Below are 26491 nucleotides of genomic sequence, written 5' to 3'. Positions count from 1 at the left end.
CGCCGTTTCTCATCAGACGAAGACCTGCAGCGATTGGCGCGGCAGCGCGATCCAGATGCCTTCGCCGCCGCGCATGGCGCCGAGCCGGTCATGCGCCTGGCCCATGACGTCGGCCATCAGCGTTTGCCCGGGCAGGGCATCGGCGGCGAGGGCGATGCGGTAACGGTTGCCGAGATAGATGCGGTCGACCACGCGGGCCCGGAAGCGGTTGGCGGCTTGCTCGGCGGGAAACAGGTCGACCGCTTCCGGCCGGCAGAACAGGCGGCCGCTGGACAGTTCTTCTTCCTCCGGCTGGATCTCCAGTTGCAGCGAACCGACCGCGACCTGGGAGCCCGAGATCCGGGTGAAGGGCAGCCAGTTGGACTGGCCGATGAAGTCGGCCACGAAGGGCGAGGCCGGGCGCCGGTAGATTTCGTCGGGGGTGCCGAATTGCTCGATGCGGCCGCGGTTCATCACGGCGATGCGGTCGGCCATCACCATGGCTTCTTCCTGGTCGTGCGTGACCATCAGGGTGGTGATGCGGAATTCCTTTTGCAGGCGGCGGATTTCCAGTTGCAGGTGTTCGCGCACCTGGGCGTCCAGGGCCGATAGCGGTTCGTCAAGCAGCAGCAGCGAAGGCGACGGCGCCAGCGCGCGCGCCAGGGCCACGCGCTGCTGCTGGCCGCCGGAGAGCTGGCCGGGATATTTGCGCTCGCTGCCGGCCAGGCCCACCATGCCCAGCATCTCGGCCACGCGTTCGCGCCTTTGCTGGCGCGACAGCTTGCGCTGGCCGGCCGCGGCATTGAGGCCGTAGGCCACGTTGTCTTCCACGGTGAGATTGGGAAACAGCGCGTACGACTGGAACAGGATGCCGTAATCGCGTGCCTGCGGCGGCAACTGCGAGATATCGCGCCCGCCGGCCTGCAGGCTGCCGGCATCCTGGCGTTCCAGGCCGGCGATGGTGCGCAGCAGGGTAGTCTTGCCGCAGCCGGACGGGCCCAGCAGGCAGACCATTTCCCCCTGCCTGACCTCGAGCGAAACACGGTCTAGCGCGGTGAAGGCGCCGAAGCGCTTGTCGATGCCGCGCACCGACAGGAAAGTCTCGCTGCCATCGGTATGCGACAGATCGCCGGCATGGGAACCGAGGGCGCTGGGAAGGGGGGAAGCGGTCTGCATCATCTGGTTGGTCTCGCTGGTGGAGCGGCTGGGCCGCAACGCTGCCGCAATCGTTTGCCGTGTTTGCAGGAACTCAGCGCTGTCGCGCATTTGCGGGGCGTTGTCGGTCTCAAGGCAAGCGGATGTTACGGGGCAAATATGACTGCTGGATGACAGCTCCCTCTGCGATAGCGGAGTAATATCCGACCTATAGATTGAAGTTATGGATGGTGCGTTTCTCGGACTGGCGGAAGGGCGCGGCGGCGCTGATATAGTGTCGAATAATGTGGAGTAATGTCGATATTCCTGAGCGCGCGTTGAAAGGCGGCAAGCTGTTGCCGGGCGCCATCAGCGGCGGACATGCGGGGAGAACGAATATGAGTCAAACAAGGAAGCAGGGATATCGCGGGCCATCCCGCCTGACGCTGGCCAGGATCGGCGCGGCGGCATTGCTGGCCGCCTGTTCGGGGCCGGAGAGTACGCAACAGCAGCGCGACGAATTGGCCAAGTCCATCATCGAACAGAAAAAGACCACGCCGGACGGCACCTCGACCGCCACCACCGCCGATGGCTACAAGCAGGATCTGGCCAAGCGCATCTCGCAGGTCAATTTCACCAGCGTCTATGTCGAGCGTCCGCAAGCGTTGCTGCGCTCGGTGATCGTGGTCAAGTATGTGGTCGATCGCGACGGCAACCTGGTCAAGAGCGAGATCCTGCGCAGCAACCGCGACAAGCAGGCCGAGGCCAGCGCGCTGGGCAGCCTGAAGAATACGGCGCCTTTTCCCAAGCCGCCGGAGGCGCTGCTGCAGCACGGCCGCATCGAATTGTCCGAAAGTTGGCTGTTCAATAACGATGGGCGCTTCCAGTTGCGCAGCGTGGCGCTGGCGCAGATGGGCGAATGAATGCAGGCATCCGCAGCCGGCGCGGGGGTGTTGCCGGGGATTGGCATGTGTATAATGTCGCGCGTGCACGACTGAGTGCGTTGTGCGCCCGAGGGCCTGCCGCAGGAAGAGTTTCCGGGCGGGTTCCCGCTCCGCCGGACCAGGGCGAACGTGAGTTCGCCTTTTTTATTACCCGAATCCGGCACGAGACAGCGAGGGGCGCACACCTTCATTGACCGGATCGTTTATTGATTGGCTATTCATGTTTGAATTCATTCGTACCCACCAGCGCCTGATGCAGTTCCTGCTGTTGCTGTTCATCTTCCCGTCGTTCGCTTTCTTCGGCCTGGAGGGCTACAGCAGCCTGAGCGACAGCGGCAGCGCCGTGGCCAAGGTGGCCGGACAGACCATTACCAAGGAAGAATGGGATGCCGCGCATCGCCAGCAGCTCGACCGCATGCGCCAGGCTTATGGCGATCAGTTCGACACCAGGCTGTTCGATACCCCCGAGGCGCGCCGCGCCATTCTCGACAACCTGATCGCGCAACGCGCGCTGGGCGCCGAAGTGGCAGCCAGCAAGCTGGTGGTGCCTGACCAGGCGCTGCAGCAAAGCATCCTGCAAATCCCGGGCCTGACCAAACCGGACGGCACCTTCGACAACGACCAATACCGCGTGCTGCTGGCGGCCCAGGGCATGACTCCGAAGGGTTACGAGGCCAGCCTGCGCCGCGAAATGGCGCTGCAGCAGTTGAATGCGGCGATCCAGAACACCGCATTCGCGCCCAAGACCGTGGCCGATAACCTGTCGAACCTGAACGACCAGGAACGCACGGTGCAGATGCTCAACTTCAAGCCGGAGAGCTACGCCTCCCAGGTCAAGGTGAGCGACGAGATGCTCAAGGCCTACTACGACAAGAACGGCAAGCGCTTTGAAACGCCGGAGCAGGCCAGCATCGAATACGTGGTGCTCGATGGCGCCGCCGTGGCCGCGCAGTCGCAGGCGACCGATGACGACATCAAGTCCTACTACGAGCAAAACCAGAAGCTGTATGCGACCGAAGAGCAGCGCCGCGCCAGCCACATCCTGATCACCGTCAATAAGGATGCGTCGGCGGCCGACAAGGCGGCCGCCAAGGCCAAGGCGGAAGGCCTGGTGGCCCAGTTGCGCAAGAATCCGGGCGATTTCGCCAAGCTGGCCAAGGCCAATTCGCAAGATCCGGGCTCGGCCGAGAATGGTGGCGACCTGGGCTTCTTCGGCCGCGGCGCGATGGTCAAGCCGTTCGAGGATGCGGCGTTTGGCCTCAAGCAGGGCGAGATCAGCGATCCGGTGGAGTCGGACTTCGGCTATCACGTGATCGAAGTCACCGGCATCAAGCCGGCGTCGGTCAAGCCGCTCGATGCGGTGAAAAATGAGATCGCCGGCGAGATCAAGAAGCAGATCGCGGCGAAGAAGTATTCCGAACTGGCCGACCAGTTCAATAACCTGGTCTACGAAAACGGCGACAGCCTCAAGGCGGTCTCCGACAAGCTCAAGCTGACTATCCAGACCGCCACCGGCGTCACGCGCGCGCCCAACCCGGCGGCCGGCGCGGCGCCGTACAACAATGCCAAGTTCCTGACGGCGCTGTTTACCGACGACGTGATCAAGTCCAGGCACAACAGCGAAGCGGTGCAGGTCGCCCCCAATATCCTGGTGGCCGGCCGCATCAGCCAATACAAGCCGGTGGCCGTGCGCGCCTTCGAGGACGTCAAGGCTGACGTGCAGAAGGTCGTGCTGCTGCAGGAAGAGCAGGCGCTGGCCACCAAGGCCGGCCAGGCCCGCCTGGCCGAACTGCAGGCCAAGGATGACGGCGCCGGCTTCAGCGAGGCCAAGGTAGTCTCGCGCGTCAAGGCTGAGGGCTGGAACGAAGAGGCGTTTGTTGCCGTCATGAAGGTCGATGCCGCCAAGCTGCCGGCCTACACCGGCGTGGAAATGCCGGGCATGGGTTACCAGATCTACCGCGTGACCAAGGTCGAGCAGCCCAAGACCGCGGATGCCGCGCGCCGCAAGGCCGAGCAGGAACAGATCGCCAATGCGCTGTCGCAGCAGGAAGCGCTGGCTTACCTCGGCTACCTGCGTGAAAAGGCCAAGACCAAGCTGTTGAAGGGGGCCGCCGCGATCAGCGCCGACGATGCCGCCAAATAAGGCAGCCACGCCGCAGGGCGCACCACAGATGTGAAACGGTGCGCGTGCGGCGCCCCATGCCGGTGACATCCGTGCATGGGCGCGACAATCAGCTAAAAAATTTATACAGGCCGCTTCTCCAGCGGCCTTTTTTGTTTCATTATTGAGGCGGCGCAGCATTTTTCAGCATGCTTTCCTTGTCATCCTGATCGCGGCTTGCGTCGTTCCAGCGTTATCCGGCTGCCGTAAAGTTATCGTCGCCTCCAGTCGAATTCGAAGGGCATCGCAGAAGGGATTCCTGAATGGAAATGCTTCCGGTGCAATGTTTTGCCATTGAATAGTCGACCACTGCTTTCCATGCCAGCCCCAGTCCTGATCATCCAAACCGGCGATCCCAACCAGACCCTCAAGAGCAATTATGGCGGTTACGCGCAGCAGATCCAGTCTGCCGCCGGACTGGCCGATCATGAAACCGAAACCGTGACCGTGTACCAGGGGCAGGCCTTGCGCTCGCCCTGTTCCTACCGCGCCGTCTTCATCACCGGTTCGCCCGCCATGGTGACCGACAAGGAAGACTGGAGCGAGCGCACCGCCGAATGGCTGCGCGATGCGGCGGCGGAAGAGACCCCGATGTTCGGCATCTGCTACGGCCACCAGTTGCTGACCTATGCCTTCGGCGGCGAAGTCGGCTACAACCCGGCCGGCCGCGCCGCCGGCACCATGCATGTGCAAACCTACGACTGCTGCCGCAAGGATGCCTTGCTGGGCGAGCTGCCGACCACTTTCCCGGCGCACATGCTGCACATGCAGTCGGTGCTGCGCCCACCGGCGGAAGCGATCGTGATGGCGTGCTCGCCGCTGGACCCGCACCACATGCTCAAGCATGCGGAAAACATCTATTCGACCCAGTTTCACCCGGAGTTCTCGCCGGACTTCGTGCGGGCCCACCTGAATTACTACGCCGAGGTGTATCGCGGTTGCGGCATCGACGCCATGGCGCTGTGCGAAAAGGTCAGCGAAACGCCGCAATCGACCGGCTTGCTGCGCCGGTTTCTGGAACTGTATGCGCGGCATTGAGCGATTCGACCAAGCCCGTTCGCCCTGAGTAGCCGCCTGGCGGCGTAGCGAAGGGAGCGTTTATTTCAATCCGACCAGCGGTTTCAAATGCGGCCAGACGTTATCCAGCAGCATGGCTTGCGCCTGTTCGTTGGGATGGATGCGGTCGGCCTGGAACAGCTCCATGTTGGCGGCGATGCCGTCCATGAAGAAGGGCACCAGCGGCGCCTTGTTCCGTTTGGCCAGGTGCTGGAACATGTCAGTGAAGCGGCGCGTGTAGTCGGCGCCGTAGTTGGGCGGGATCTGCATGCCCACCAGCAGCACCTTGGCTTTGTTCTGGCGCGCCAGGTCCATCATGGCCTGCAGGTTCTCTTGCGTGGTGTTGAGTTGCAGGCCGCGCAGGGCGTCGTTGCTGCCCAGTTCGATCACGACGATATCGGGCTTGTTCTTTTCCAGCAGGGAAGGCAGGCGATTCTTGCCGCCGATGGTGGTGTCGCCGCTGATGCTGGAATTGATCACCACGGCATCGACCTTGTTTTGTTGCAGGCGCTGCTCCAGCAGCCGGGTCCACCCGGTGCCGCGCGCCAGGCCGTATTCCGCCGAGAGGCTGTCGCCGAGCACGAGCAGGGTTTTTGGGGCAGAATAAGCGCTCATCGCCGCCAGCATCAGGGCGATGCCCGCCAGCAGCCGCAACCATGCCCTGAGGCCGGTTCGCGCTGCAAATGTCGCCATCCTTCTTGACTGAATGCCCTGCATGCCCGATTCCGCTGCCGCCATTGCTGCCGATCCTGTCGTCATTTCCGCTGTCCCTGCCATTGAAGTCCTTCAGTTGTCCAAACGCGTTGCCGATGCATCGGCCGAATCCGGCCAGCTCACGATTCTTTCCGGCATCGATTTTACCGTGGCGCCCGGCACCACGCTGGCCATCGTCGGCGCCTCGGGCTCAGGCAAATCCACGCTGCTGGGCCTGTTGGCTGGACTGGATACCCCCAGTGAAGGTTCCGTGCGGCTGGATGGCGCGGACATTTTCGCCCTCGATGAAGACGGCCGCGCGGCGCTGCGCAAGCGCAAGCTGGGTTTCGTGTTCCAGTCCTTCCAGTTGCTGGGCCACCTCAACGCGCTGGAAAACGTGATGTTGCCGCTGGAGTTGCGCGGCGACGGCGAGGCGCGCGCCAAGGCCGAGCGGATGCTGGCGCGCGTGGGCCTGGGCAGCCGCCTCAAGCATTACCCCAAATACCTCTCCGGCGGCGAGCAGCAGCGCGTGGCGCTGGCGCGCGCTTTCGTCACCGAGCCGCCGCTGCTGTTTGCCGACGAGCCCACCGGCAGCCTCGATGCCGCCACCGGCGAATCGGTGATCAAGCTGATGTTCGAACTGAACCAGGAACGCGGCTCCACGCTGGTGCTGGTGACGCACGACAATTCCATCGCCGCGCGCTGCGCGCGCACCATCACCATCGCTGCCGGCCGCCTTGCCGGCAGTACCTGAGTCCGATATTTAGACCGCTTCCATCGGATCGGCCGGCGGCAGCGGATGGGCGCGCTTGTGTTCAATATAGGCGATGCCCATGCCGCTGGCGCAGATGATGGCGATGCCGAGGAGGGTGATGCGGTCGGGAAACTGGCCGAACACCAGCCAGCCCATGCCGGATGCCGAGATGATCTGGGCGTAGAAGAAGGGCGTCAGCACCGAGGCTTCGGCGTGGCGGTAGGCGTTGTTTTGCAGGAAGTGGCCGATGGTGCCGGTAAGGCCGGTGGAAATCAGGATCGCCCATTCGACCAGGTCCGGCGTATGCGAACTCCAGAAGAACGGCACCGCCAGCGTGGATAGCGCGCTGCCCATCAGCGCGCCGTAGAACAGCGTCACCATCGGGTCGTCGGCCTGGTTGGCCTTGCGGTTGAGGATGGACATCAGCGCCATCGTGCAGGCCGACAGCAAGCCCAGCGCCACGCCGTGCGGCGGGATGTCGCCGCCGGGGCGGATCACGATCAGCATCCCGCTAAAGCCGACCAGCACCGCGATCCAGCGCGAGACATACGCCCGTTCCCCTAGCAGCCAGGGCGAGATCGCCAGCACCACCAGCGGCGCGCAGAAGTTCATCGCCGTGCCTTCGGCCAGCGGCACGACCTTCAATACCGAGAAAAAGATCAGCGTCGACGCCAGCAACAGGGCGCCGCGGCCGATCTGCAGGCCCGGCCGGTTGGAGCGGAAGATGCTGCGCCCGCTGCGTTTCTGGTAGAGCGGCACCAGCGTGGTCGCCATGAACAGCACGTTGATGGTGTAGCGCATCCACGCGATCATCACCACGTGGTAGCCGGAGATGGCCAGCAGCTTGCCGGCTGCGTCCAGCAGGGACAGCGTCCACAATCCGGTAACCAGGAAAATGATCCCCAGCCAGAGCTTAGGAGTATGTACGACTCGGAACTGCGGCAGGGCGCTGGTGGACATGGTCTCGGATGATGTTGTTGAACACGGCTCTGATGGCCGGGATGAATTCGCTGGCGGTCAGCCCGACCGGGCCCAGGCCCTGCGCCACCAGCCGGTCGGCCGCGGCGCCATGGATCCAGGTGGCGGCCAGCGCGGCGGCGCGCAGGGGCCATCCTTGCGCCAGCAGCGCGCCGCACAGGCCGGACAGCACGTCGCCGGTGCCGGCCGTGGAGAGCGCCGGATTGCCGGTCGGGTTGATCACCATCTCGCCATCGGGAAAGGCGATCACGGTGCCGGCGCCCTTGAGCACGGTGATGGCATTGAAGTGGCGCGCCAGCATGCGGGCGGCCTGGGGACGGTCGCTCTGGATGTTCTGGGTCGTGGTGTCGAGCAGGCGCGCGGCTTCCAGCGGATGCGGGGTGATGATGCTGGCGATTTCCCCGCTGCCGCCGCGGCGGTCGTGCAGCTTGTGCTGCAAGGTCGGTTCGGCCGAGATCAGGTTGAGGGCATCGGCATCGACCACGATGTCGGCCTGGCTGTCGAGCGCGCGGGCCAGGATGTCGTGCGCGTGGCGCGAGGTGCCCATGCCGGGGCCGACCACCAGCGCCGCGCTGGCGCCGAACTCGACGCGGTCGGCGACGCGGAACATCAATTCCGGATGCACGCTGTCGTAGGCCGGCCCGTCATCGACAAACGCCAGGTAGACCCGGCCGGCGCCGCCAAACGCCGCGGTGCGCGCCGCCAGCACCGGCGCGCCGGCCATGCCGCGGGCGCCGCCGACGACGATCACGTCGCCGTAACTGCCTTTGTGCGAGTTGTTGGCGCGCGGCTTGAGGGACGCCGCAAAATGCGCCGGCCCGTTCAGGAAGGCGCGGGTCGGCCGGTAGCAGCCAGGGCCGATCTCCAGCGCTTGCAGCGCGATGAGGCCGCTATGGTCCTTGCCCTCGCAGGTATGCAAGCCGGGCTTGTCGCCGATGAAAGTCATGGTGTGGGTGGCATTGATCGCTACGCCATCGGCGCCGCCGACGATGCTGCCAGTGTCGGCATTGAGCCCGCTGGGGACGTCGATCGACAATACCGGGCAGGGCAGGCCGTTGACGTGGTCGATGATGGCGCGCAGCTTGCTCGCGGGCGCGCGCGTCAGGCCGATGCCGAACAGGCCGTCGATCACCAGCGCCCACGATTGTTCGCGCAGGCCGGCCGGCGTGAGGTCTTCGATGAACTGGATTTCCGCTTCACGCGCACGCGCCAGCGCGCGGCGCGCATCCTCGGGTTGCTTGCCCTGGTCGGCATGCAGTTGCACGGCGACTTCGATGCCGGCTTCCTCAAGGATGCAGGCCGCTTCCAGCGCATCGCCGCCATTGTTGCCGGGGCCGGCCAAGACCAGCACCGAAGGTGAGGATTGCGTGGTGGACGACAGCAACTGCTGCGCATATTCGGCCACGGCCGCGCCGGCGCGCTGCATCAGGGTATAGGAGGGGAGTCCGGACAGGGCGGTCTGCTCGACTTCGCGGATTTCGGCAGCAGAATAGAGCGCGCTCATGGCTGTGATCGCTGATGCGTTGGTGTTGCGGTGATCGGGATGAACTGCAGAGGTGAGGCATTGCCTCGAAATCATTCTAAGTCAATTGCGCAGAATGCGCTGCACGACGGCAGATGAAAAAAATCGGCGCAGATGAATCCGCGCGCGATGCCGCGTTTGCCGGATGCAAAGGGAGCGCCCCGACCAGGGCCGGGGCGTAGATTGAAGACCGGATCAGGCGGCCAGGTCTTGCGGCAAGAAGCCCTCGGCATCCACCACCGGCTGCTCGCCGGCGACCATATCGGCCAGCACGCGCGCCGAGCCGACGGCGGCGGCCCAGCCGGCGATGCCGTGGCCGACGTTGACGAAAACGTTGCCGTGGCGCGTCGGACCAAACAGCGGCATGCCGCTGGGCAGGAGCGGGATCGTGCTGCTCCAGAAGTGCGCCTGGTTGTAATTGGCGGCGTTCGGGTAATAGTCGCCCGCGATCTTGAGCAGGTTGCGCAGTGCCTTGGGCGGGATCGTCTGCGACGGCGGTAAAAAGCCGAGCAGGCCGGTGATGCGGATGCGATTGCCCAGGCGCGTCATGGCGACCTTGTAGCTGTCATCGAACAGCGCCATGTCGGGCGCATCGTCGGGGTTCTTGATCGGCACCAGCGCCGAATAGCTTTGCAGGGCGCGCATCGGCAGCGGCGTGTCCAGCGGGCGCAGCAGCTCGGCGGTCTGCATGCCGGCGGCCAGCACCACGCCATCGGTGGTCAGGCGCCCGGCCAGGTGCGGCGACTCCAGTTCCAGCGTCACGCGTGCGCCGAATTCAGGCTGGATCGACTTGACGGTCGAACCGAAATGGAAAGACACGCCCAGTTCCTGGGCTGCGTTGCGCATCTGCTTGGCGAACAATACGCAATTGCCGGCGATGTCGTCCGGGTAATACAGCGCGCCGGCCAGGGCGGCTTCTGACGAGAAGGCCGGCTCCAGCAGGCGGAGCGCCGCAGTGTCCAGCATCTTGTGCCGGATCTCGCATTGCTGGGCGCTTTCTTGCAATGGCGCCATGCGCGCGGCTTCGGCCGGGGTGCGGAACAGATGGAACACGCCGCTGCTGTTTTCGTGCTCCATCGCATAATGTTCCTGCAACTGGCGCGTGAGTTCCTGGCCATAGGCTGACAGGCGTGTGAGCCGGAGCTTGTTGGCGGCCAGGCGTTGCTGCTGGGCCTGGCGCGTCTGGCGCATCCAGCGGTTGCGCTTGAAGTCGGTGCCGGCGGCCAGCAGCACGCGCGGTTCTTCCTGGAAACGGCCGGCGAAGGTGGCGAAGGCGCCGGGCAGGGTCAGCGGCATGGCCGCGCCGGGCGCGAGCAGGCCGGAATTGCCGAACGTGGCTTCTTCTGCAACATGGGCGCGCCGTTCGAGCACGGCGACCTCATACCCCTTGGCGGCCAGGAAATAGGCGCTGCAAATCCCTGAAAGTCCCCCGCCGATGACGGCGATCTGTCGATGTGTGTTGTTCACTCTGTGTGTCTTGGATGGCGGATCAGGCCGCTGTTGTCATCGTCATCGGATGGCTGCCTTGATGGTCGAGATGGCCACGATGACAATATCGCCATGCGGGCAAGGCCGGTTTTCCGATGCGGCCGGAATGATACCGCGAAATGGTCTTGCTGCTGAGATATTGCCTGAATGTCATGCAAGTTCCATTTCCGGGAGGGAATGCGTTTCAAGAACCGTCGGTGTTTTCGTTGAACAACGCGCAGACGGGATGGGCCGATGACAAGCGCCGGGCAGAAAGGCGCGCCAGGGCCGCGCGCTCGCGTTGAGTGAGCCCAATACCCCCTTGTCCACTGTATAATTCGGTCTTTGCTAGCAAACGCGCGCACGATCCATCAGATCAGCCCGATGCAGCATCCCTTGTCCGTGCCAGGCATCTGCCTGTTGCAGTGCGGAACCATGGGATGCATCGGCGTCGGTGGATCGGTTCCAAGCCGCGCCAGCACCCGTTTTCCCGATTCAAGCCAACTGCCTCGACCTCGCCATGCTGATCTTGCCGGGCTCCAATGCCCTTTCCGCTTTCCGCACCCAACGCCTCCTGTCCCAACTGCAAGCTGTCGATCCCGCCATTACCGGCATTTCCGGCCGGTTCCTGCATTTTGTCGATGCCGCGGGCGCCCTGACCAAGGAAGACGAGGCGCGCCTGAACGGCCTGCTGACCTATGGCGACCCGTTCAACGGCAGCGACGAAGGCGAGGCCTTTGTCGCCATTCCCCGTTTCGGCACCATCTCGCCCTGGGCCAGCAAGGCCACCGATATCGTCCACAACTGCGGCATGGCCCATATCCACCGCGTCGAACGCGGCATCGTCTATCGCGTCCAGATCAAGAGCGGCCTGCTGGGCGGCGCCAAGAAACTCAACGACGCCAGCATCCCGGCCGTGGCGGCGCTGCTGCATGACCGCATGACCGAAACCGTATTGCGCCACCCGAGCGAAGCGTCCGGCCTGTTCGCCGAACTGCAGGGCAAGCCGCTGGAGTCGGTGGATGTGACCGGCGGCGGCCGCGCCGCCCTCGAGCGCGCCAATACCGAACTCGGCCTGGCTTTGTCGGACGACGAAATCGATTACCTGGTGGACGCCTTCACCCGCGCGCAGCGCAATCCGACCGACGTCGAGCTGATGATGTTCGCCCAGGCCAACAGCGAACACTGCCGCCACAAGATCTTCAACGCCGACTGGACCATCGACGGCGTGGCGCAGGACAAGTCGCTGTTCGGCATGATCAAGAACACCCACCAACTGAACCCCAAGGGCACGGTGGTGGCTTACAGCGACAACTCGTCGGTGATCGAGGGCGCCACGGTGCCGCGCTTTTACCAGCGCGGCGCCGGCCGCGGCAACGTGTATGAGGCGTCGGAAGAGCTGACCCACATCCTGATGAAGGTGGAAACCCACAACCACCCGACCGCGATCTCGCCGTTCCCGGGTGCCTCCACCGGCGCCGGCGGCGAAATCCGCGACGAGGGCGCGACCGGGCGCGGCGCCAAGCCCAAGGCCGGCCTGACCGGTTTCACCGTCTCCAACCTGATGGTCACGCACGCCGTGCAGCCCTGGGAAAACGCGCGCGATGTGGCGCAACCGGTGGCCGAGCGCGACATCCACGCCGAGGGCGGCATCTACGGCAAGCCCGAGCGCATCGCCTCGCCGCTGCAGATCATGATCGAAGGCCCGCTGGGCGGCGCCGCGTTCAACAACGAATTCGGCCGGCCCAACCTGGGCGGCTACTTCCGCACCTATGAGCAGAATGTGGGCGGCGAGGTGATGGGCTACCACAAGCCGATCATGATCGCCGGCGGCATGGGCAACATCTCGGCCAAGCACACCAAGAAGAACGACCTGCCCGCGGGCAGCCTGCTGATCCAGCTGGGCGGCCCCGGCATGCGCATCGGCATGGGCGGCAGCGCCGCCTCGTCGATGGCCACCGGCGTCAATACCGCCGACCTGGACTTCGACTCGGTGCAGCGCGGCAATCCGGAAATGGAGCGGCGCGCGCAAGAAGTCATCAACGCCTGCTGGGCGTTGGGCGACGAGAACCCGATCCTGTCGATCCATGATGTCGGCGCCGGCGGCCTGTCCAACGCGTTCCCGGAAATCACCAACGACGCCAAGCGCGGCGCGCTGTTCGACCTGCGCAAGGTGCCGCTGGAAGAGTCCGGCCTGGCGCCCAAGGAAATCTGGAGCAACGAGTCCCAGGAGCGTTACGTGCTGGCCATCGCACCCGAGCACCTGGAACTGTTCAAGTACCTGTGCGAGCGCGAGCGTTCGCCGTTCGCCGTGGTCGGCACCGCCACCGAGGAGCGCCAGCTGAAGGTGATCGACCCCGAGCAGGGCAACAACCCGGTCGACATGCCGATGGATGTGTTGCTGGGCAAGCCGCCCAAGATGCACCGCGACGTCAAGCACCTTGAGAAGACCCTGCCGGCGGTCGACCTGACCGGCATGGACCTGGTGGATGTGTCGCACCGCGTGCTGCGCCTGCCGACCGTGGCCGACAAGTCGTTCCTGATCACCATTGGCGACCGCAGCGTGGGCGCCATGACCGTGCGCGACCAGATGGTCGGCCCCTGGCAGGTGCCGGTGGCCGACGTCGCCGTGACCGCGATGGGCCTGGAAGGCTATCTGGGCGAGGCGATGGCCATGGGCGAGCGCACGCCGCTGGCGGTGATCGATGCCGCCGCATCGGGCCGCATGGCGGTGGGCGAAGCGATCACCAACATCGCCGCCGCGCCGATCGCCGAGATCGGCGACATCAAGCTGTCGGCCAACTGGATGGCGGCCTGCGGCCAGCCCGGCCAGGATGCCGCGCTGTTCGACACCGTCAAGGCCGTGGGCATGGAACTGTGCCCGGCGCTGGGCGTGTCGATCCCGGTGGGCAAGGATTCGCTGTCCATGCGCAGCACCTGGACCGATGACGCCGGCCCCAAGTCGGTGACTTCGCCGGTGTCGCTGATCGTGTCCGGCTTTGCGCCGGTGACGGACGTGCGCCGCGTGCTCACGCCGCAACTGCGCAAGGATAGCGGCGAGACCGTGCTGATCGTCATCGACCTCGGCCGCGGCAAGAACCGCATGGGCGCCTCGGCGCTCACGCAAGTCATGCAGCAGATCGGCAATGAAACCCCGGACGTGGACAGCGCGGAAGACCTGAAGGGCTTCTTCAACGCCATCCAGCAGCTCAATGCCGACGGCAAGCTGCTGGCCTACCATGACCGCTCCGACGGCGGCCTGTTCGCCACGCTGGCGGAAATGGCCTTTGCCGGCCATACCGGCATCTCGGTCAACCTCGACATCCTGACCATGGAAAGCGAGCATGCGGCCGACTGGGGCGACTCCAAGAACTGGACCTCGCAAGTGGCCGAGCGCCGCAACGAACTGACGCTGCGCGCGTTGTTCAACGAGGAACTGGGCGCGGTGATCCAGGTGCGCGCCGAAGAGAAGTCGGACGTGATGAACGTGCTGCGCAGCTTCAACCTGGGCGCCTGCAGCCACATCATCGGCAAGCCCAACGAGCGCGACGTAGTGGAATTCCTGCGCGACGCCAAGAACATCTACAGCCAGCCCCGCATCGAGCTGCAACGCCTGTGGAGCGAGACCAGCTGGCGCATTGCGCGCTTGCGCGACAACCCGGCCTGCGCCGATGCCGAATACGACCGCATCCTGGACGCTGCCGACCCCGGCATCAGCCCGAAGCTGACGTTCGATCCGCAGGAAGACATCGCCGCGCCGTTCCTGTCGCTGGGCGCGGCCGCCCGTCCCAAGGTGGCGATCCTGCGCGAGCAGGGCGTGAACTCGCACATCGAGACCGCCTTCGCCATGCACAAGGCCGGTTTCACCGCGGTCGACGTGCACATGAGCGACCTGATCGCCAATCGCGCCAAGCTGGACGACTTCAAGGGCTTCATCGCCGTCGGCGGCTTCTCCTACGGCGACGTGCTGGGCGCGGGTGAGGGCTGGGCCAAGACCATCCTGTTCAACGCGCAGCTGGCCGAACAGTTCTCGCGCTTCTTCCAGCGCGGCGACACCTTCTCGCTGGGCATCTGCAACGGCTGCCAGATGATGAGCAACCTGAAGTCGATGATCCCGGGCGCGCAAGACTGGCCCAAGTTCACCCGCAACAAGTCCGAGCAGTTCGAGGCGCGTTTCGTGAACGTGGAAGTGGCGGATTCGCCGTCGATCTTCATGCAGGGCATGGCCGGCACCCAGGCGCCGATCGCCACCGCCCACGGCGAAGGCTTCGCCGACTTCTCGCAGACCGGCGACATCACCAAGGCCATCGTCGCCATGCGCTACGTCGACAACAAGGGCGCCGTGACCGAAGGCTATCCGTACAACCCGAACGGTTCGCCGCAGGGCATCACCTCGGTGACCACGCCGGACGGCCGCTTCACGGTGCTGATGCCGCACGCCGAGCGCGTGTTCCGCACCGTCACGCAGTCGTGGCACCCGGAATCCTGGGGCGAGGATTCGCCGTGGATGCGCATGTTCCGCAATGCGCGCAAGTGGGTGGGATGACCTCGGCCGGCCCGCCTGGCGGGCCGTTCAAGCGATGCGGCAATAAAAAAGCGCAGTTCCGAAAGGAACTGCGCTTTTTGCTTTCTGAATCGTCTGACTTGCGCCGCAACCTCTTGAAGGTAGGCGGCGCGGTTCAGGCAGGATCAGAAAAAGTGGCGGATACCAACGCCGACGGTGGTCAGGCTGTTCTTGCCCGAAGCCGAGTTGGTCAACTCATACACGGCCGCGTCCTTGGCCTTGTTGTAGTCGATGGTGGCATACAACTGGGTGCGCTTGGACAACGCATAGTCAGCCCAGCCGACCACGGCGTAACGCTTGCCGTCACCGACATTGCCCAGGCCTTCGTACGACACGTTCTTGCTCTTGTCGTAGTAGAACGCGCCGGTCAAGGTCAGGGCGCTGGTGGCCTTGTAGCTGGAGCCGAGGAAGAAACCATTGTCCTTGCGCTGATTGCCGGCAGTTGCCTTGACGGTGCTGGCGGTGGTCCATCCAGTGGTATCGCTATCGACAGCCATATAAGCTCCGGTAGTACCAGTGGTGTCCTTGATGTTGAACCAACCGCCGAACACCTTCGCCGAACCGAAGTCATAGGAAGCCGACAGGTTCCAGACGGTATCCTTGTAGCTGGAGTTGTCGGGGCTCACAGTTTGCTGGAAACCGCCACCGACCGCGAAGGCGCCGGCGGTATAGCGCAGAGCGCTGCTGAACTGGCTACCGGTGCGCACCGAACCGGCCTGTTCGCCGAAGGACCAACTGACAGCAGCCGACACCGGACCGAAGTCGTTGTCATAGCGCACCATGTTTGGGGTACGAATCAAGGTGCCGGCGGCCGGCAGCCAGGAATTGCTTCCATAGTTGCCCACGGTCAGCGGGTCGAAATGGTCGGCCAGCAGGTCGAACAGCGGAGTGTTTTGCTTACCTACGCGGACCTTGCCGAAGTTGCCTTGCAGGCCAACCCACGACTGACGGTTGAACAGGGTATTGGTTTGGCTCATTGCGCCAGTGTCGCTGGAGAAGCCGTTTTCCAGCTGGAACATGGCCTTCAGACCGCCACCCAGATCCTCGGTGCCCTTGAAGCCGATACGGCTGTTGGCAATGGCGCCGTTGTCCAGGCGGATGTTGCTGCTGCCGTTGGCATTGGCGTTGCTGAGGTAGTGGACGCTGGTATCGATGATGCCGTAGATGGTCACGTTCGTCTGGGCAAATGCTGCGCCGCCGCTGGTCAAACCCGCTGCGAGCAGCAACAAGGAACTCTTTTTCATGGGTGTCTCTCCTGAAACCACGATGTTATGTAATGGGCGGCATCACGGAGCGACCTTGTGCGCCTCCTCCGAAATGCCTGTTGTCGCCGCTCTTTTTGCTGTTGATGCTTGGTGAGCGGACGGCCTTGTCCCGATTGGGACAGGATCGAAGAATAGCAGAATGCGTATTGGTGAAATGATTGAAGTGAGGCTCAATAATTTTATTTTTCTAATTATTTATAAAAAAATTATTAAAAGATAAAAAATAAATAACAATTATTTTTCTTGAAGGGGGCGTATCCACCGATGGGTTTGCCCGGCGTTTTCCGATGCATCGTTTGAATGCGACAGTGCATGCAAAGTGACCGGAATGCCGCGCAAGAGGATGGCATCAGGACATTGCAACGTCCGACGGCGCGAGTCGCGCAAAAGATCATGCCTGTAAAACAACAAACCCGGCAAGGAGACCTTGACCGGGTTTGTCGGATGCCGCTGCGGCAGCCAGCGATGGCCGCCGTAAAGCCGGGCGGTTACTGCACCTTGGCTTTCTTGCGCAGCTCTTCCTGGTAAGCCTGCAGCTTCTTCTGCTGCAGGGCTTCGGCGATTTGCGGCTTGACTTCGTCCAGGGTCGGCACCTTGGCCGGACGCACGTCTTCCAGCTGGATCACGTGCCAGCCGAACTGGGTCTGCACCGGAGTCTGGGTGACTTCACCCTTCTTCAGGGCGACCATGGCGTCGGAGAACGGCTTGACGAAGGAAGCCGGGGTTGCCCAGTCCAGGTCGCCGCCGTTGGCAGCCGAGCCGGTGTCCTTGGACTGCTTGGCCAGGTCTTCAAACTTGGTGCCGGCTTTCAGTTTGGCGATGATGGCCTTGGCGTCTTCTTCCTTGTCCACCAGGATGTGGCGGGCATGGTATTCCTTGTCGCCGGCCTGGGCCTTGAACTTGTCGTATTCAGCCTTGATGTCGGCGTCCGACACCGGGTTCTTCTTCAGGTAATCGGCGATCAGGGCGCGGATCACGATCGACTGGCGCGCCAGTTCCAGCTGGTTCTTGACGTCCTGGCTGGTGGACAGGCCTTGCTTGTCGGCTTCCTGCATCAGGATTTCGCGATTGATCAGCTCTTCCTTGATGGCGCCGCGCAGTTGCGGGCTGTCGGGCTGGCCTTGGGAGGTCATTTGCTTGACCATCAGGTCGGCGCGGGAGGAGGGGATAGCCTTGCCGTTCACGACAGCCAGGTTTTGAGCGACAGCCGGGATCGAAGCGATTGCAAACAGCAGAACCAGCAGACGAGCAGGTTTAAATGTCATTATTGCATCCTAAAAAAATAAAGGAGTAGATCAAAATGGAGATGAAAACAGGAAGGGGTGGCGTCTGTTCTTTGTTCTTGATTTCAGTCGGTTGCCTCTGATGGGGTGAGCGCCACAATGGCCAACGCGTGGATCTCTTGCTGCATCAGGTCGGACAGGCAATCATACACCAGCCGATGGCGATTAACCCTATTTTTACCTTCAAACAAGTTGGAGACGAGGCGGACCCTGTAATGACCTCCGCCTGAGGCCGCGCCCGCATGACCGGCATGCAGGGCGGACTCGTCCTCGACCAGACACTGGCTGGGCGAGAAAGTTGCAATCAGACGTTCGCGGATGCGTTCGGGCCGCGTGTCGGCGGCGCTCATTCGGCGTCTTTCATGTACTTCGACAGGAACAGGCTCTGGCCGATGATGAAGACGAACATCAACCCCATGCTGCCGAACATCTTGAAGTTCACCCAGGTATCGAGCGGGTAGTTGAACGCGATATACAGGTTGAGCGCGCCCATGGCGGCGAAAAACACGATCCAGGCCAGGTTCAGGCGGGGCCAGATGGACTCCGGCAGGCTGACCTGCTTTTCCATCATCATACGGATCAGGTTCTTCTTCAAGAACAGCTGCGAGAACAGCAGCGCCACGCCGAAGCACCAGTACAGGATGGTCGGTTTCCATTTGATGAACGTGTCATCGCGGAAATAGATGGTGGCGCCGCCGAAGACGACGATGATCGCCAGCGACACCCACAGCATGCCGTCGATCTTGCGCCGGCGCAGCAGCAGCCAGGCAATTTGCGCCAGCGAAGCGAGGATCGCCACCGCCGTCGACAGCAGGATGGGCGCCTGCGCCGCGGTGACCGCGCCGCTGGACATGGCGCCGCCCAGGTATTGCATTACCAGTTCCTGCGCGGCCGAGGGATGGCCTTCGGCCCACTTGAACACGCCGAAAAACAGGATGATGGGGAACAGGTCGAACAGAAACTTCATTGTGCGGACTTCTTCTCGAAAATAAATTAATCGGGAGCGATCATCGCGGCATCAGGCCGGATCGAAGCGCAGCGACGCCGAGTTGATGCAATAGCGCAGCCCGGTCGGCGGCGGGCCGTCGGGAAAGACGTGGCCCAGGTGGGCGTCGCAGACGTTGCAGATGATCTCGGTGCGAATCATGCCATAACTGCGGTCGATTTTTTCACGCACGTTGGCGGCATCGATGGGTTCGAAGTAGCTGGGCCAGCCGCAGCCGGAGTCGAACTTGGCGTCCGAGGTGAACAGCGGCGTGTCGCAGCAGACGCAGGTATAGGTGCCGGCCTCGTGGTGATCCCAGTAGCGGCCGGTGAAGGCGCGCTCGGTGGCGGCCTCGCGGGCCACCTGGTATTCGATCGGTTCAAGTTGCTCGCGCCATTGGGCTTCGGTCTTTTCTACGCGTTTGGTCATGTCTGGCTCCTGTAATGCTGATGCGATGGCGTTGCCGGAAGTGTAATGGTTTTCAGGAGGAGCAGCTCACTTCCAGATGGCTGGCCCAGCCCGGCGGCAGGTCGGCGTACTTGTCGTGCTCGGGCTGCTCGTCGAACGGGCGGCGCAGGATGGCCTGCAGTTTTTCCACTTCCGAGAAATCCTTTTGCTGCGCCCGGTCGATGGCGACCTGGGCCAGGTAATTGCGCAGCACGTATTTGGGGTTGACCGCGTGCATTGCAAGCCGGCGGCCGGCATCGTCGCTGTTTTCGGCGCGCAGGCGCTGGCGGTATTGCGCGGCCCAGGCGTCGAAGGCGGGACGGTCGATGATCAGGTCGCGCAACGGCTCATCGGCGGCCGGGTTGTCGACCTGCAACTCGCCCAGGCGGCGGAAGAACAGCGTGAAATCGACATGGCTGTTCTGCAAGATGGCGAACATGGCGTCGATCAGCTTGTCGTCATCGGGCTGGAAGCTCTTCAAGCCCAGCTTGGTGTGCAGCAGCGCATCCTGCCTGGCTTCGAATGTCGCTTCATAGCCGGCCAGCGCGGCTTCGGTGTCTTCCACGCTGCCCACCAGCGGCAGCATGGCCTGGCCCAGCGCGAAGCAGTTCCACTGGCCGATGCGCGGCTGCATCTGGTAGGAGTAGCGCCCCTGCTGGTCGGTATGGTTGCAGATATGGCGCGCATCGAACGCTTCCATGAAGCCGAACGGGCCGTAATCCAGCGTCAGGCCCAGGATCGACATGTTGTCGGTATTCATCACGCCATGCATGAAGCCGACCGCCTGCCATTGCGCCATCAGCTCGGCGGTGCGGCGGGTGACTTCCGTCAGCAGCGCCTTGTAGGGGTTCTCTTGCTGCAGCAATTCAGGATAGAACTGCGCCAGCACGGCGTCGGCCAGCACTTTCAGGTCGTCGAAGCGCTGGTTGTAGTACCAATGCTCGAACGAGCCGAAGCGGATGAAACTAGGCGCCATGCGCGTGACCACCGAGGCGGTTTCGGCGGTCTCGCGCATGACGCGCTGGTCGGAACCGGTCACCACCAGCGCGCGCGTGGTCGGGATGCCCAGCGCGGCCATGGCTTCGGAGCAAAGGAATTCGCGGATCGACGAGCGCAGCACGGCGCGGCCATCGCCCATGCGCGAATAGGGCGTCTGGCCGGCGCCCTTCAATTGCAGCTCGATGCGGCCGCGGCCGTCGGCGGCGGGCACATCGCCCAGCGAGATCGCGCGGCCGTCGCCCAATTGCCCGGCCCATACGCCGAACTGGTGCCCGGAGTACACCGCCGCCAGCGGCTGCGAACCGTCGGCGATGCGGTTGCCGGTGAATACGTCCAGGAAAGCGGGATCGCCGGTCATGGCGCGGTCCATGCCGATGGCGGCGGCCGCTGCGTCGCTGAAACCGACCAGATAGGGGGCCGGCAGCGGGGTCGGCTGCAAGCGCGTGTAAAAGGCCGGCGGCAAGTCGGCGAAGCGGTTGCCAAAGGTCGGCAGGGGCGCCGTGGCGTCTGGAATGGTGGTCATGGCAGGTAAATGGTGCTGTCGGCGCCGATCGCAAGCGCGTGGCGAGGCATCCGCACGTAATCCGTCATTTTGACAGAGAACCGCTAATCCCATAGGATCGCGCTACTTTTGAGCCTTGCCGCGATTGCGGGAAGGCAATTTCCGTACTGCGCTGCAAAGGCATCCTTGGAATTCGCACTGATCACCTTCCTGAACGGTTTGGGCTACGGCTTCCTGCTGTTCATGCTGTCCTCCGGGCTGACGCTGATCTACAGCATGATGGGCGTGCCCAACTTCGCCCACGCCAGCTTCTACATGCTGGGCGCCTATGTGGCCTATTCGATCTCCAGCGTGCTCGGCTTCTGGCCGGCGCTGTTCATCGCGCCCGTGCTGGTCGGCCTGGCCGGCGCCCTGGTCGAGCATTACGGCTTGCGCATCGTGCACCGCTACGGCCATGTGCCGGAGTTGCTGTTCACCTTTGGCCTGTCCTACCTGGTGGTGGAGCTGGTGCAACTGGTGTGGGGCCGCTCGCCGGTGCCGTACCGCATCCCGGCCGGGCTGGACGGCACGCTGTTCACGCTGTATTCGACCTCGTTCCCGGTCTATCGCGGCTTCATGCTGCTGGTGGCCGGGCTCATGCTGCTGGCCATCTGGCTGCTGCTGCGGCATACCCGCATCGGCTTGACCATCCAGGCCGCGCTGACCCATCCGCAGATGGCCGAAGCGCTCGGCCACAACGTGCCGCGCGTGTTCATGCTGGTGTTCGGCGGCGGCTGCGCGCTGGCGGCGCTGGCCGGGGTGATCGGCGGCAATGCCTTCGTCACCGAACCCGGCATGGCGGCGGCGGTGGGCAGCATCATTTTCGTGGTGGTGGTGGTGGGCGGGCTGGGCTCCCTGGCCGGCGCTTTCATCACCTCCATCCTGATCGGCATGATGCAGACCTTCGCCGTGGCGCTCGATTACTCGCTGGCCGGCATGCTGGGGGCGCTGGGCCTGGGCGTGCCGTCGGCGGGGCCGCTGGCGCCGGTGCTGCGGCTGACGCTGGCGCAGGTCGCGCCGATCCTGCCGTACCTGCTGCTGGTGGCGATGCTGATCGTGCGCCCCAAGGGCCTGATGGGCAAGCGGGAAGGGTGAAGCGATGAATCGTTCCTGGCTCCCCTGGCTGTGCTTCGCGCTGGCGCTGCTGGCCGCGCCGCTGGCGTTCCCGCAAAGCGCGGCGCTGTCGCTGCTGTCGCAGATGGGCACCATGGTGCTGCTCTGCCTCTCATACAACATGCTGCTGGGCGAGGGCGGGATGCTGTCGTTCGGCCATGCGGTGTATTCGGGGCTTGGGGCGTTCGGCGCCATCCACCTGATGAACCGCATCGGCGACGGCAGCCTGCCTTTCCCGATCACGCTGGTGCCCTTGGCCGGCGGCCTGGTCGGCGCGCTGTGCGGCGTGGTCTTCGGTTACCTGACCACGCGCCGCGCCGGCACCACCTTTTCGATGATCACGCTGGGGCTGGTCGAGCTGGTATCGGCCTGCGCCCTGATGTTTCCCGACCTGTTCGGCGGCGAGGGCGGCATTTCCGGCAACCGGGTGGCGGGCGAGCCGGTGCTGGGCATCAGCTACGGCCCGCAGCTCCAGGTGTATTACCTGATCGCCGGCTGGCTGCTGGTATGCGCCGTCGCCATCCATGCCTTGAAGCACACGCCGCTGGGCCGCATCCTCAATGCCGTGCGCGACAACCCCGAGCGTGCCGCCTTCATCGGCTACGATCCGCAGCGCGTGCGCTACCTGGCGCTGATCCTGTCGGCCTTCTTCGCCGGCGTCTCGGGCGGGCTGTCGGCCATCAATTTCGAGATCGTCAGCGCCGAATACGTGGGGGCGCTGCGTTCCGGCTCCATCTTGCTGTTCACCTTCATCGGCGGCGCCGGTTTCTTCTACGGCCCCATCATCGGCGGCGTGGTCGGGGTGCTGTTCGCCTCGCTGCTGTCGGCTTATACCCAGGCCTGGCAGTTCTACCTTGGCGCGTTCTTCATCCTGATCGTGATGGCGTTGCCCGGCGGCCTGGCCAAACTGGTGGACAACCTCGTTCGCGCCATGCGGGCGCGGGCCCTGGATGCCGCCTTGGCGCGCTTGCTGGCGGCGCTGGCATTGTCCGGTTTGCTGGCGCTGGCGGGCATCGTCCTCGCTACCGAAATGCTTTACCAACTGAGCCTGGGCAGCCTGGCCAATATTAGCAGCGACAGCGGCAGCGGCGTGGCGCCGGTGGTGTTGTTCGGCTTCAGCATCGATGTCCATGCGGCTTCGGCCTGGCTGTTGGCTGCGGCGATGGTGCTGGTCGGCGTCGGTGCGATTGTGCGCCTGCGCCGGCCATGGCTGGCGGCCTGGCGTGCCACATGGAAGCGGGTGGAGTCTTCCGAACAGGCGCAACGGCGGGAGGCGGCATGAGTAGCAGTAGCGGCCATGCGCTCGAACTGCGCGGCGTGCGCAAGGCCTTTGACGGTACCGAAGTCATCGCCGGCGTCGACCTGCAATTGCGTACAGGCGAACGCTGCGCGCTGATCGGCCCCAACGGCGCCGGCAAATCCAGCCTGTTCAACCTGGTTTCGGGGCGTTATAGCGCCGATGGCGGCAGCATCCTGCTGCATGGCGCCGACATCACGCGCCTGGCGCCGCAACAGATCAACCGCATGGGGCTGGCGCGCAGTTTCCAGATATCGAGCCTGTTCCCGCGCTTGTCGGCCTTTGAAAACGTGCGCTGCGCCGTCTTGTGGAAACTCGGCTACCGCTACGCCTTCTGGCGCCGCATTGGCCGCCTGCGCGATGCCGCCGAGCGCGCCAGCGCGGTGCTGGAGCAGGTCGGCCTGGGCCAGCGCGCGCATGTGCCCGCCGGCGAGCTCAGCTATGCCGACCAGCGCGCGCTGGAAGTGGCGGTCACCATCGCCGCCGATGCCTCGGTGATCCTGCTGGATGAGCCGACCGCCGGCATGAATCGCGCCGAGGCCGAAGCGATGGTGGCGTTGATCCGCGCAGTCAGCGTCGGCAAGACCTTGCTGATGGTGGAGCATGACATGGAGGTGGTGTTCAACCTGGCCGACCGCATCGCGGTCATGGACAACGGCCGCGTGATCGCCTGCGACGATGCGCGCAGCATCCGCGCCAATCCCGAGGTGCAGCGCCTTTACCTGGACCGGAGCCGCCATGTCTAGCCCCTTGCTGGAAGTGAATGATCTGCACGCCTGGTACGGCCAGAGCCATGTGCTGCAAGGCGTCAGCCTGGAGGTCGGCGCGGGCGAGATCGTCAGCGTGCTGGGGCGTAACGGCGCGGGCCGCTCGACCTTGCTCAAGGCCCTGGTCGGGCAGGTGCGCAGCGAGGGCATGGTGCGCTTTGGCGGCGCGGATATCGCCGGTTTGCCGACGTATGACATCGCCCATCGGGGCATCGCCTATGTGCCGGAAAGCCGCGACGTCTTTCCCACCTTGACGGTGGAGCAGAACCTGCTGCTGGGCAAGAAAAGCGGGAAACAACCGGACGATGGCTGGCGCTTCGATGACATGTACGCCATGTTCCCGTCGCTGCACAAGCGGCGTACGGTGGCAGCCGGCGCCTTATCGGGCGGCGAGCAGCAGATGTTGTCGCTGGCGCGCGCATTGATGGGCAATCCCAGGCTGATCCTGATCGACGAGCCGACCGAAGGCTTGTCGCCGCAGATGGTGGAGCAGGTGGCGCGCTACCTGCAGGAATTGCGCGAACGCGGCGTGGCGGTGCTGCTGATCGAACAGAAACAGGCGATCGCGCTGGATATCTCCCAGCGCGTCTATGTGATGGGGCGTGGCGAGGTTGTGTTCCACGGCACGCCTGCGCAATTGCTGGCCGATGCCACGGTGCAACGCGATTGGCTGTCGGTCTGACTGGGATTGCGCCACGAATAGTCGATTTTCTCGGATGGCGCCGATGGCTCGCCGGCCAGGGGGCGTACACAATCGGCGTTCCTCTTGCCAGGGATCCCGCCCATGCTCAACTGGATACTGTTTCTTGCGACCGGCGTCCTCGCCGTCTATGCGGCAGACCGCGCCTGGCTGCGCCATGTGGCGCGCGCGGGACGGCAACTGCATGACCCCGAAGGCTATCTGGAACTGACTGCGCGCATGACCGAGTTGTGCCACGGCGAGCGCGCCCATGTCGATCTTCTGGTCGAAGAACAGAAACGGCGGCATCCGCAAGCCACGCATGCGGATGCGGTGCGGCTGGCCATGCGTCAATTGCTGGCGCCGCAGGAAATACAAAATAAGCAGAACAAGCAGAATACACAGAACAAGCAGTAAGCCATGCAAAAACGGCGGCTCCCGAAAGAGCCGCCGTTTTCATTGTCGCCGGAAGCGCGCCGGCGTATTACTTGTTCACCAGCCTGGCCGGCAAGGTCAATGTCAGCAAACCACCGATCACCAGCGAGGCCGCCAGCACGTACATGCCGGCGTTGGTGCTCTGGGTGGCGTCCTTGAGCCAGCCCACCAGGAACGGGCTGACGAAACCCGCCAGGTTGCCCAGCGAATTGATCAGCGCGATGCCGGCGGCCGCCGCGGTGCCCGACAGGAAGGCCGTCGGCAGGCTCCAGAACAGCGGCAGGGTGGCCAGGATACCGATGCTGGCCAGCGTCAGCGAGGCCATCGCCATCGTGGTGTTGTGGTCGTACACGGTCGAGGCCAGCAGGCCCACGCAGCCCAGGAAGGCGGGAATCGCGACGTGCCAGCGGCGCTCGCGGCGGGCATCGGCGCTGCGACCGATCAGCACCATGGCGACGGCGGCGAAGGCGTAGGGAATCGCAGTCAGCAGGCCGACATTGAGCGGATCGGTGACGCCGGTGGTCTTGATGATGGTCGGCAGCCAGAAGCTCACGCCATACAGGCCCATCACGAAGCAGAAGTAGATCAGCGCGCCCAGCCAGACACGGCCGTTGGTGAACATGGCCGACAGCGAGAGGTGTTCTTTCTGGCTGTCTTCCTTGCGGATATTGCTCTCCAGCAGGGCCTTTTCGTCCTCGGTGAGCCAATGCGCGTCGCGGATGCGGTCTTTCATGTAGAGGATGACCAGCACGCCCAGGACCAGCGAAGGGATGGCTTCCAGGATGAACATCCATTGCCAGCCGGTATGGCCCCAGATGCCCGGCATGGAGTGCATGATCCAGCCCGACAGCGGGCCGCCGATCACGCCCGACAAGGCGATGCCGGTCATGAACAGCGCGGTGATCTTGCCGCGCCGCTCGGCCGGATACCAGTAGGTCAGGTACAGGATCACGCCGGGGAAGAAGCCGGCTTCGGCCACGCCCAGCAGGAAGCGCATGATGTAGAACATTTCCGGCGTGGTGACATACGCCATCGCGCCCGAGATGATGCCCCAGGTGATCATGATGCGGGCGATCCACAAACGGGCGCCCACCTTGTGCAGGATCATGTTGCTGGGGACTTCGAAGATGAAGTAGCCGATGAAGAAGATGCCGGCGCCCAGGCCGTAGACGGTTTCGCTGAACTTCAGGTCGGACAGCATCTGCAGCTTGGCGAAGCCGACGTTGACGCGATCCAGGTAAGAGGCCACATAGCACAGGAACAGCAGCGGCAGCAGCCGCCAGGTGACTTTGGCATAGGTGGCATCTTCAAAGGCGCCGCCGGACGAGGCGCTCAGGCCTGCGTTGTAGGTCATGTCTCACTCCAAAAAGTGTGCGCGGAATTTTTATAGTTGTCTGTCTGCGCCATCCAGCCACATCCGGCCATATG

General features: G+C 64.0%; 22 protein-coding genes. 10 read left to right on the top strand and 12 right to left on the bottom strand.

Features of this window, described 5'->3' with window-relative positions:
* Positions 1-12: 12 nt before the first annotated feature.
* Positions 13-1155: a putative 2-aminoethylphosphonate ABC transporter ATP-binding protein gene (locus AC07N6_RS08285; RefSeq protein WP_494780261.1), complete on the bottom strand. Its 1143-nt coding sequence runs from the start codon at positions 1153-1155 to the stop codon at positions 13-15.
* A 356-nt stretch (positions 1156-1511) separates the two neighbouring features.
* On the opposite strand from AC07N6_RS08285, the gene AC07N6_RS08280 reads away from it, so the two are divergent.
* The 3 genes from AC07N6_RS08280 to AC07N6_RS08270 all read left to right on the top strand — a co-directional run bounded on the left by AC07N6_RS08280 (position 1512) and on the right by AC07N6_RS08270 (position 5256).
* Positions 1512-2036, top strand: coding sequence for a TonB family protein (locus tag AC07N6_RS08280; protein WP_494779836.1), 525 nt, complete (start codon positions 1512-1514; stop codon positions 2034-2036).
* Between the two features lie 241 nt (positions 2037-2277).
* Positions 2278-4200, top strand: coding sequence for a SurA N-terminal domain-containing protein (locus tag AC07N6_RS08275; protein WP_494779835.1), 1923 nt, complete (start codon positions 2278-2280; stop codon positions 4198-4200).
* A gap of 336 nt (positions 4201-4536) precedes the next feature.
* A complete protein-coding gene (locus AC07N6_RS08270; protein WP_494779834.1) occupies positions 4537-5256 on the top strand; it encodes a glutamine amidotransferase in 720 nt (239 codons plus the stop codon).
* 60 nt (positions 5257-5316) lie between these two features.
* On the opposite strand, the gene AC07N6_RS08265 is transcribed toward AC07N6_RS08270, so the two are convergent.
* Positions 5317-5967: an arylesterase gene (locus tag AC07N6_RS08265; RefSeq protein ID WP_494779833.1), complete on the bottom strand. Its 651-nt coding sequence runs from the start codon at positions 5965-5967 to the stop codon at positions 5317-5319.
* Between the two features lie 22 nt (positions 5968-5989).
* Here AC07N6_RS08265 and AC07N6_RS08260 point away from each other — a divergent pair, with 22 nt between their 5' ends.
* Positions 5990-6721, top strand: coding sequence for an ABC transporter ATP-binding protein (locus tag AC07N6_RS08260; RefSeq protein WP_494779832.1), 732 nt, complete (start codon positions 5990-5992; stop codon positions 6719-6721).
* A 9-nt stretch (positions 6722-6730) separates the two neighbouring features.
* Here AC07N6_RS08260 and AC07N6_RS08255 read toward each other — a convergent pair whose 3' ends face one another.
* The 3 genes from AC07N6_RS08255 to AC07N6_RS08245 form a co-directional block, all read right to left on the bottom strand.
* Complete coding sequence (locus AC07N6_RS08255) at positions 6731-7681, bottom strand: DMT family transporter (RefSeq protein ID WP_494779831.1); 951 nt, start codon at positions 7679-7681, stop codon at positions 6731-6733.
* A complete protein-coding gene (locus tag AC07N6_RS08250) occupies positions 7635-9203 on the bottom strand; it encodes an NAD(P)H-hydrate dehydratase (protein ID WP_494779830.1) in 1569 nt (522 codons plus the stop codon). Before AC07N6_RS08250 ends, AC07N6_RS08255 begins: the two co-directional genes overlap by 47 nt.
* Positions 9204-9416: 213 nt before the next feature.
* Positions 9417-10688, bottom strand: a complete 1272-nt coding sequence (locus AC07N6_RS08245; RefSeq protein WP_494779829.1) for an FAD-dependent oxidoreductase — start codon at positions 10686-10688, stop codon at positions 9417-9419.
* 520 nt (positions 10689-11208) lie between these two features.
* Between AC07N6_RS08245 and purL the strand changes: the two genes are divergently transcribed.
* The gene (gene purL, locus AC07N6_RS08240; RefSeq protein ID WP_494779828.1) at positions 11209-15234 is read left to right on the top strand and encodes a phosphoribosylformylglycinamidine synthase; all 4026 of its coding nucleotides are present in this window, start codon (positions 11209-11211) and stop codon (positions 15232-15234) included.
* 143 nt (positions 15235-15377) lie between these two features.
* On the opposite strand, the gene AC07N6_RS08235 is transcribed toward purL, so the two are convergent.
* The 6 genes from AC07N6_RS08235 to AC07N6_RS08210 all read right to left on the bottom strand — a co-directional run bounded on the left by AC07N6_RS08235 (position 15378) and on the right by AC07N6_RS08210 (position 20754).
* Positions 15378-16496 (bottom strand): porin, encoded by a 1119-nt coding sequence (locus AC07N6_RS08235; RefSeq protein WP_494779827.1) that lies wholly within the window; start codon positions 16494-16496, stop codon positions 15378-15380.
* Between the two features lie 509 nt (positions 16497-17005).
* On the bottom strand, positions 17006-17782 hold the full coding sequence (locus AC07N6_RS08230; RefSeq protein WP_494779826.1) for a peptidylprolyl isomerase: 777 nt from the start codon (positions 17780-17782) through the stop codon (positions 17006-17008).
* A gap of 83 nt (positions 17783-17865) precedes the next feature.
* Positions 17866-18150, bottom strand: a complete 285-nt coding sequence (locus AC07N6_RS08225; protein ID WP_494779825.1) for a BolA family protein — start codon at positions 18148-18150, stop codon at positions 17866-17868.
* Positions 18147-18767, bottom strand: a complete 621-nt coding sequence (locus AC07N6_RS08220) for a septation protein A (protein WP_494779824.1) — start codon at positions 18765-18767, stop codon at positions 18147-18149. The genes AC07N6_RS08225 and AC07N6_RS08220 overlap by 4 nt, the downstream gene beginning before the upstream one ends.
* A gap of 51 nt (positions 18768-18818) precedes the next feature.
* Complete coding sequence (msrB, locus tag AC07N6_RS08215) at positions 18819-19214, bottom strand: peptide-methionine (R)-S-oxide reductase MsrB (RefSeq protein ID WP_494779823.1); 396 nt, start codon at positions 19212-19214, stop codon at positions 18819-18821.
* A 52-nt stretch (positions 19215-19266) separates the two neighbouring features.
* On the bottom strand, positions 19267-20754 hold the full coding sequence (locus AC07N6_RS08210; protein WP_494779822.1) for a protein adenylyltransferase SelO: 1488 nt from the start codon (positions 20752-20754) through the stop codon (positions 19267-19269).
* A 165-nt stretch (positions 20755-20919) separates the two neighbouring features.
* On the opposite strand from AC07N6_RS08210, the gene AC07N6_RS08205 reads away from it, so the two are divergent.
* The 5 genes from AC07N6_RS08205 to AC07N6_RS08185 all read left to right on the top strand — a co-directional run bounded on the left by AC07N6_RS08205 (position 20920) and on the right by AC07N6_RS08185 (position 25045).
* A complete protein-coding gene (locus tag AC07N6_RS08205) occupies positions 20920-21867 on the top strand; it encodes a branched-chain amino acid ABC transporter permease (protein ID WP_494779821.1) in 948 nt (315 codons plus the stop codon).
* Positions 21868-21871: 4 nt separating this feature from the next.
* A complete protein-coding gene (locus AC07N6_RS08200; RefSeq protein WP_494779820.1) occupies positions 21872-23167 on the top strand; it encodes a branched-chain amino acid ABC transporter permease in 1296 nt (431 codons plus the stop codon).
* The gene (locus AC07N6_RS08195; RefSeq protein WP_494779819.1) at positions 23164-23928 is read left to right on the top strand and encodes an ABC transporter ATP-binding protein; all 765 of its coding nucleotides are present in this window, start codon (positions 23164-23166) and stop codon (positions 23926-23928) included. The genes AC07N6_RS08200 and AC07N6_RS08195 overlap by 4 nt, the downstream gene beginning before the upstream one ends.
* Positions 23921-24631: an ABC transporter ATP-binding protein gene (locus AC07N6_RS08190; RefSeq protein WP_494779818.1), complete on the top strand. Its 711-nt coding sequence runs from the start codon at positions 23921-23923 to the stop codon at positions 24629-24631. The genes AC07N6_RS08195 and AC07N6_RS08190 overlap by 8 nt, the downstream gene beginning before the upstream one ends.
* Positions 24632-24733: 102 nt before the next feature.
* Positions 24734-25045: a hypothetical protein gene (locus tag AC07N6_RS08185; protein WP_494779817.1), complete on the top strand. Its 312-nt coding sequence runs from the start codon at positions 24734-24736 to the stop codon at positions 25043-25045.
* 67 nt (positions 25046-25112) lie between these two features.
* Here AC07N6_RS08185 and AC07N6_RS08180 read toward each other — a convergent pair whose 3' ends face one another.
* Positions 25113-26417, bottom strand: coding sequence for an MFS transporter (locus tag AC07N6_RS08180; RefSeq protein WP_494779816.1), 1305 nt, complete (start codon positions 26415-26417; stop codon positions 25113-25115).
* Positions 26418-26491: the final 74 nt, after the last annotated feature.

The sequence above is a fragment of the Herbaspirillum sp. GW821-FHT09A12 genome, assembly GCF_059418325.1.
The sequence above is the reverse complement of the archived record's forward strand: the minus strand, read 5'-3'. Positions and strand labels throughout refer to the sequence as shown.

Coding starts and splice junctions, on each gene's coding strand:
- AC07N6_RS08285 (WP_494780261.1), bottom strand. CDS start 1,155: ATGCAGACCGCTTCCCCCCTTCCCAGCGCCCTCGGTTCCCATGCCGGC.
- AC07N6_RS08280 (WP_494779836.1), top strand. CDS start 1,512: ATGAGTCAAACAAGGAAGCAGGGATATCGCGGGCCATCCCGCCTGACG.
- AC07N6_RS08275 (WP_494779835.1), top strand. CDS start 2,278: ATGTTTGAATTCATTCGTACCCACCAGCGCCTGATGCAGTTCCTGCTG.
- AC07N6_RS08270 (WP_494779834.1), top strand. CDS start 4,537: ATGCCAGCCCCAGTCCTGATCATCCAAACCGGCGATCCCAACCAGACC.
- AC07N6_RS08265 (WP_494779833.1), bottom strand. CDS start 5,967: ATGGCGACATTTGCAGCGCGAACCGGCCTCAGGGCATGGTTGCGGCTG.
- AC07N6_RS08260 (WP_494779832.1), top strand. CDS start 5,990: ATGCCCGATTCCGCTGCCGCCATTGCTGCCGATCCTGTCGTCATTTCC.
- AC07N6_RS08255 (WP_494779831.1), bottom strand. CDS start 7,681: ATGTCCACCAGCGCCCTGCCGCAGTTCCGAGTCGTACATACTCCTAAG.
- AC07N6_RS08250 (WP_494779830.1), bottom strand. CDS start 9,203: ATGAGCGCGCTCTATTCTGCTGCCGAAATCCGCGAAGTCGAGCAGACC.
- purL (WP_494779828.1), top strand. CDS start 11,209: ATGCTGATCTTGCCGGGCTCCAATGCCCTTTCCGCTTTCCGCACCCAA.
- AC07N6_RS08235 (WP_494779827.1), bottom strand. CDS start 16,496: ATGAAAAAGAGTTCCTTGTTGCTGCTCGCAGCGGGTTTGACCAGCGGC.
- AC07N6_RS08230 (WP_494779826.1), bottom strand. CDS start 17,782: ATGACATTTAAACCTGCTCGTCTGCTGGTTCTGCTGTTTGCAATCGCT.
- AC07N6_RS08225 (WP_494779825.1), bottom strand. CDS start 18,150: ATGAGCGCCGCCGACACGCGGCCCGAACGCATCCGCGAACGTCTGATT.
- AC07N6_RS08220 (WP_494779824.1), bottom strand. CDS start 18,767: ATGAAGTTTCTGTTCGACCTGTTCCCCATCATCCTGTTTTTCGGCGTG.
- msrB (WP_494779823.1), bottom strand. CDS start 19,214: ATGACCAAACGCGTAGAAAAGACCGAAGCCCAATGGCGCGAGCAACTT.
- AC07N6_RS08210 (WP_494779822.1), bottom strand. CDS start 20,754: ATGACCACCATTCCAGACGCCACGGCGCCCCTGCCGACCTTTGGCAAC.
- AC07N6_RS08200 (WP_494779820.1), top strand. CDS start 21,872: ATGAATCGTTCCTGGCTCCCCTGGCTGTGCTTCGCGCTGGCGCTGCTG.
- AC07N6_RS08195 (WP_494779819.1), top strand. CDS start 23,164: ATGAGTAGCAGTAGCGGCCATGCGCTCGAACTGCGCGGCGTGCGCAAG.
- AC07N6_RS08190 (WP_494779818.1), top strand. CDS start 23,921: ATGTCTAGCCCCTTGCTGGAAGTGAATGATCTGCACGCCTGGTACGGC.
- AC07N6_RS08185 (WP_494779817.1), top strand. CDS start 24,734: ATGCTCAACTGGATACTGTTTCTTGCGACCGGCGTCCTCGCCGTCTAT.
- AC07N6_RS08180 (WP_494779816.1), bottom strand. CDS start 26,417: ATGACCTACAACGCAGGCCTGAGCGCCTCGTCCGGCGGCGCCTTTGAA.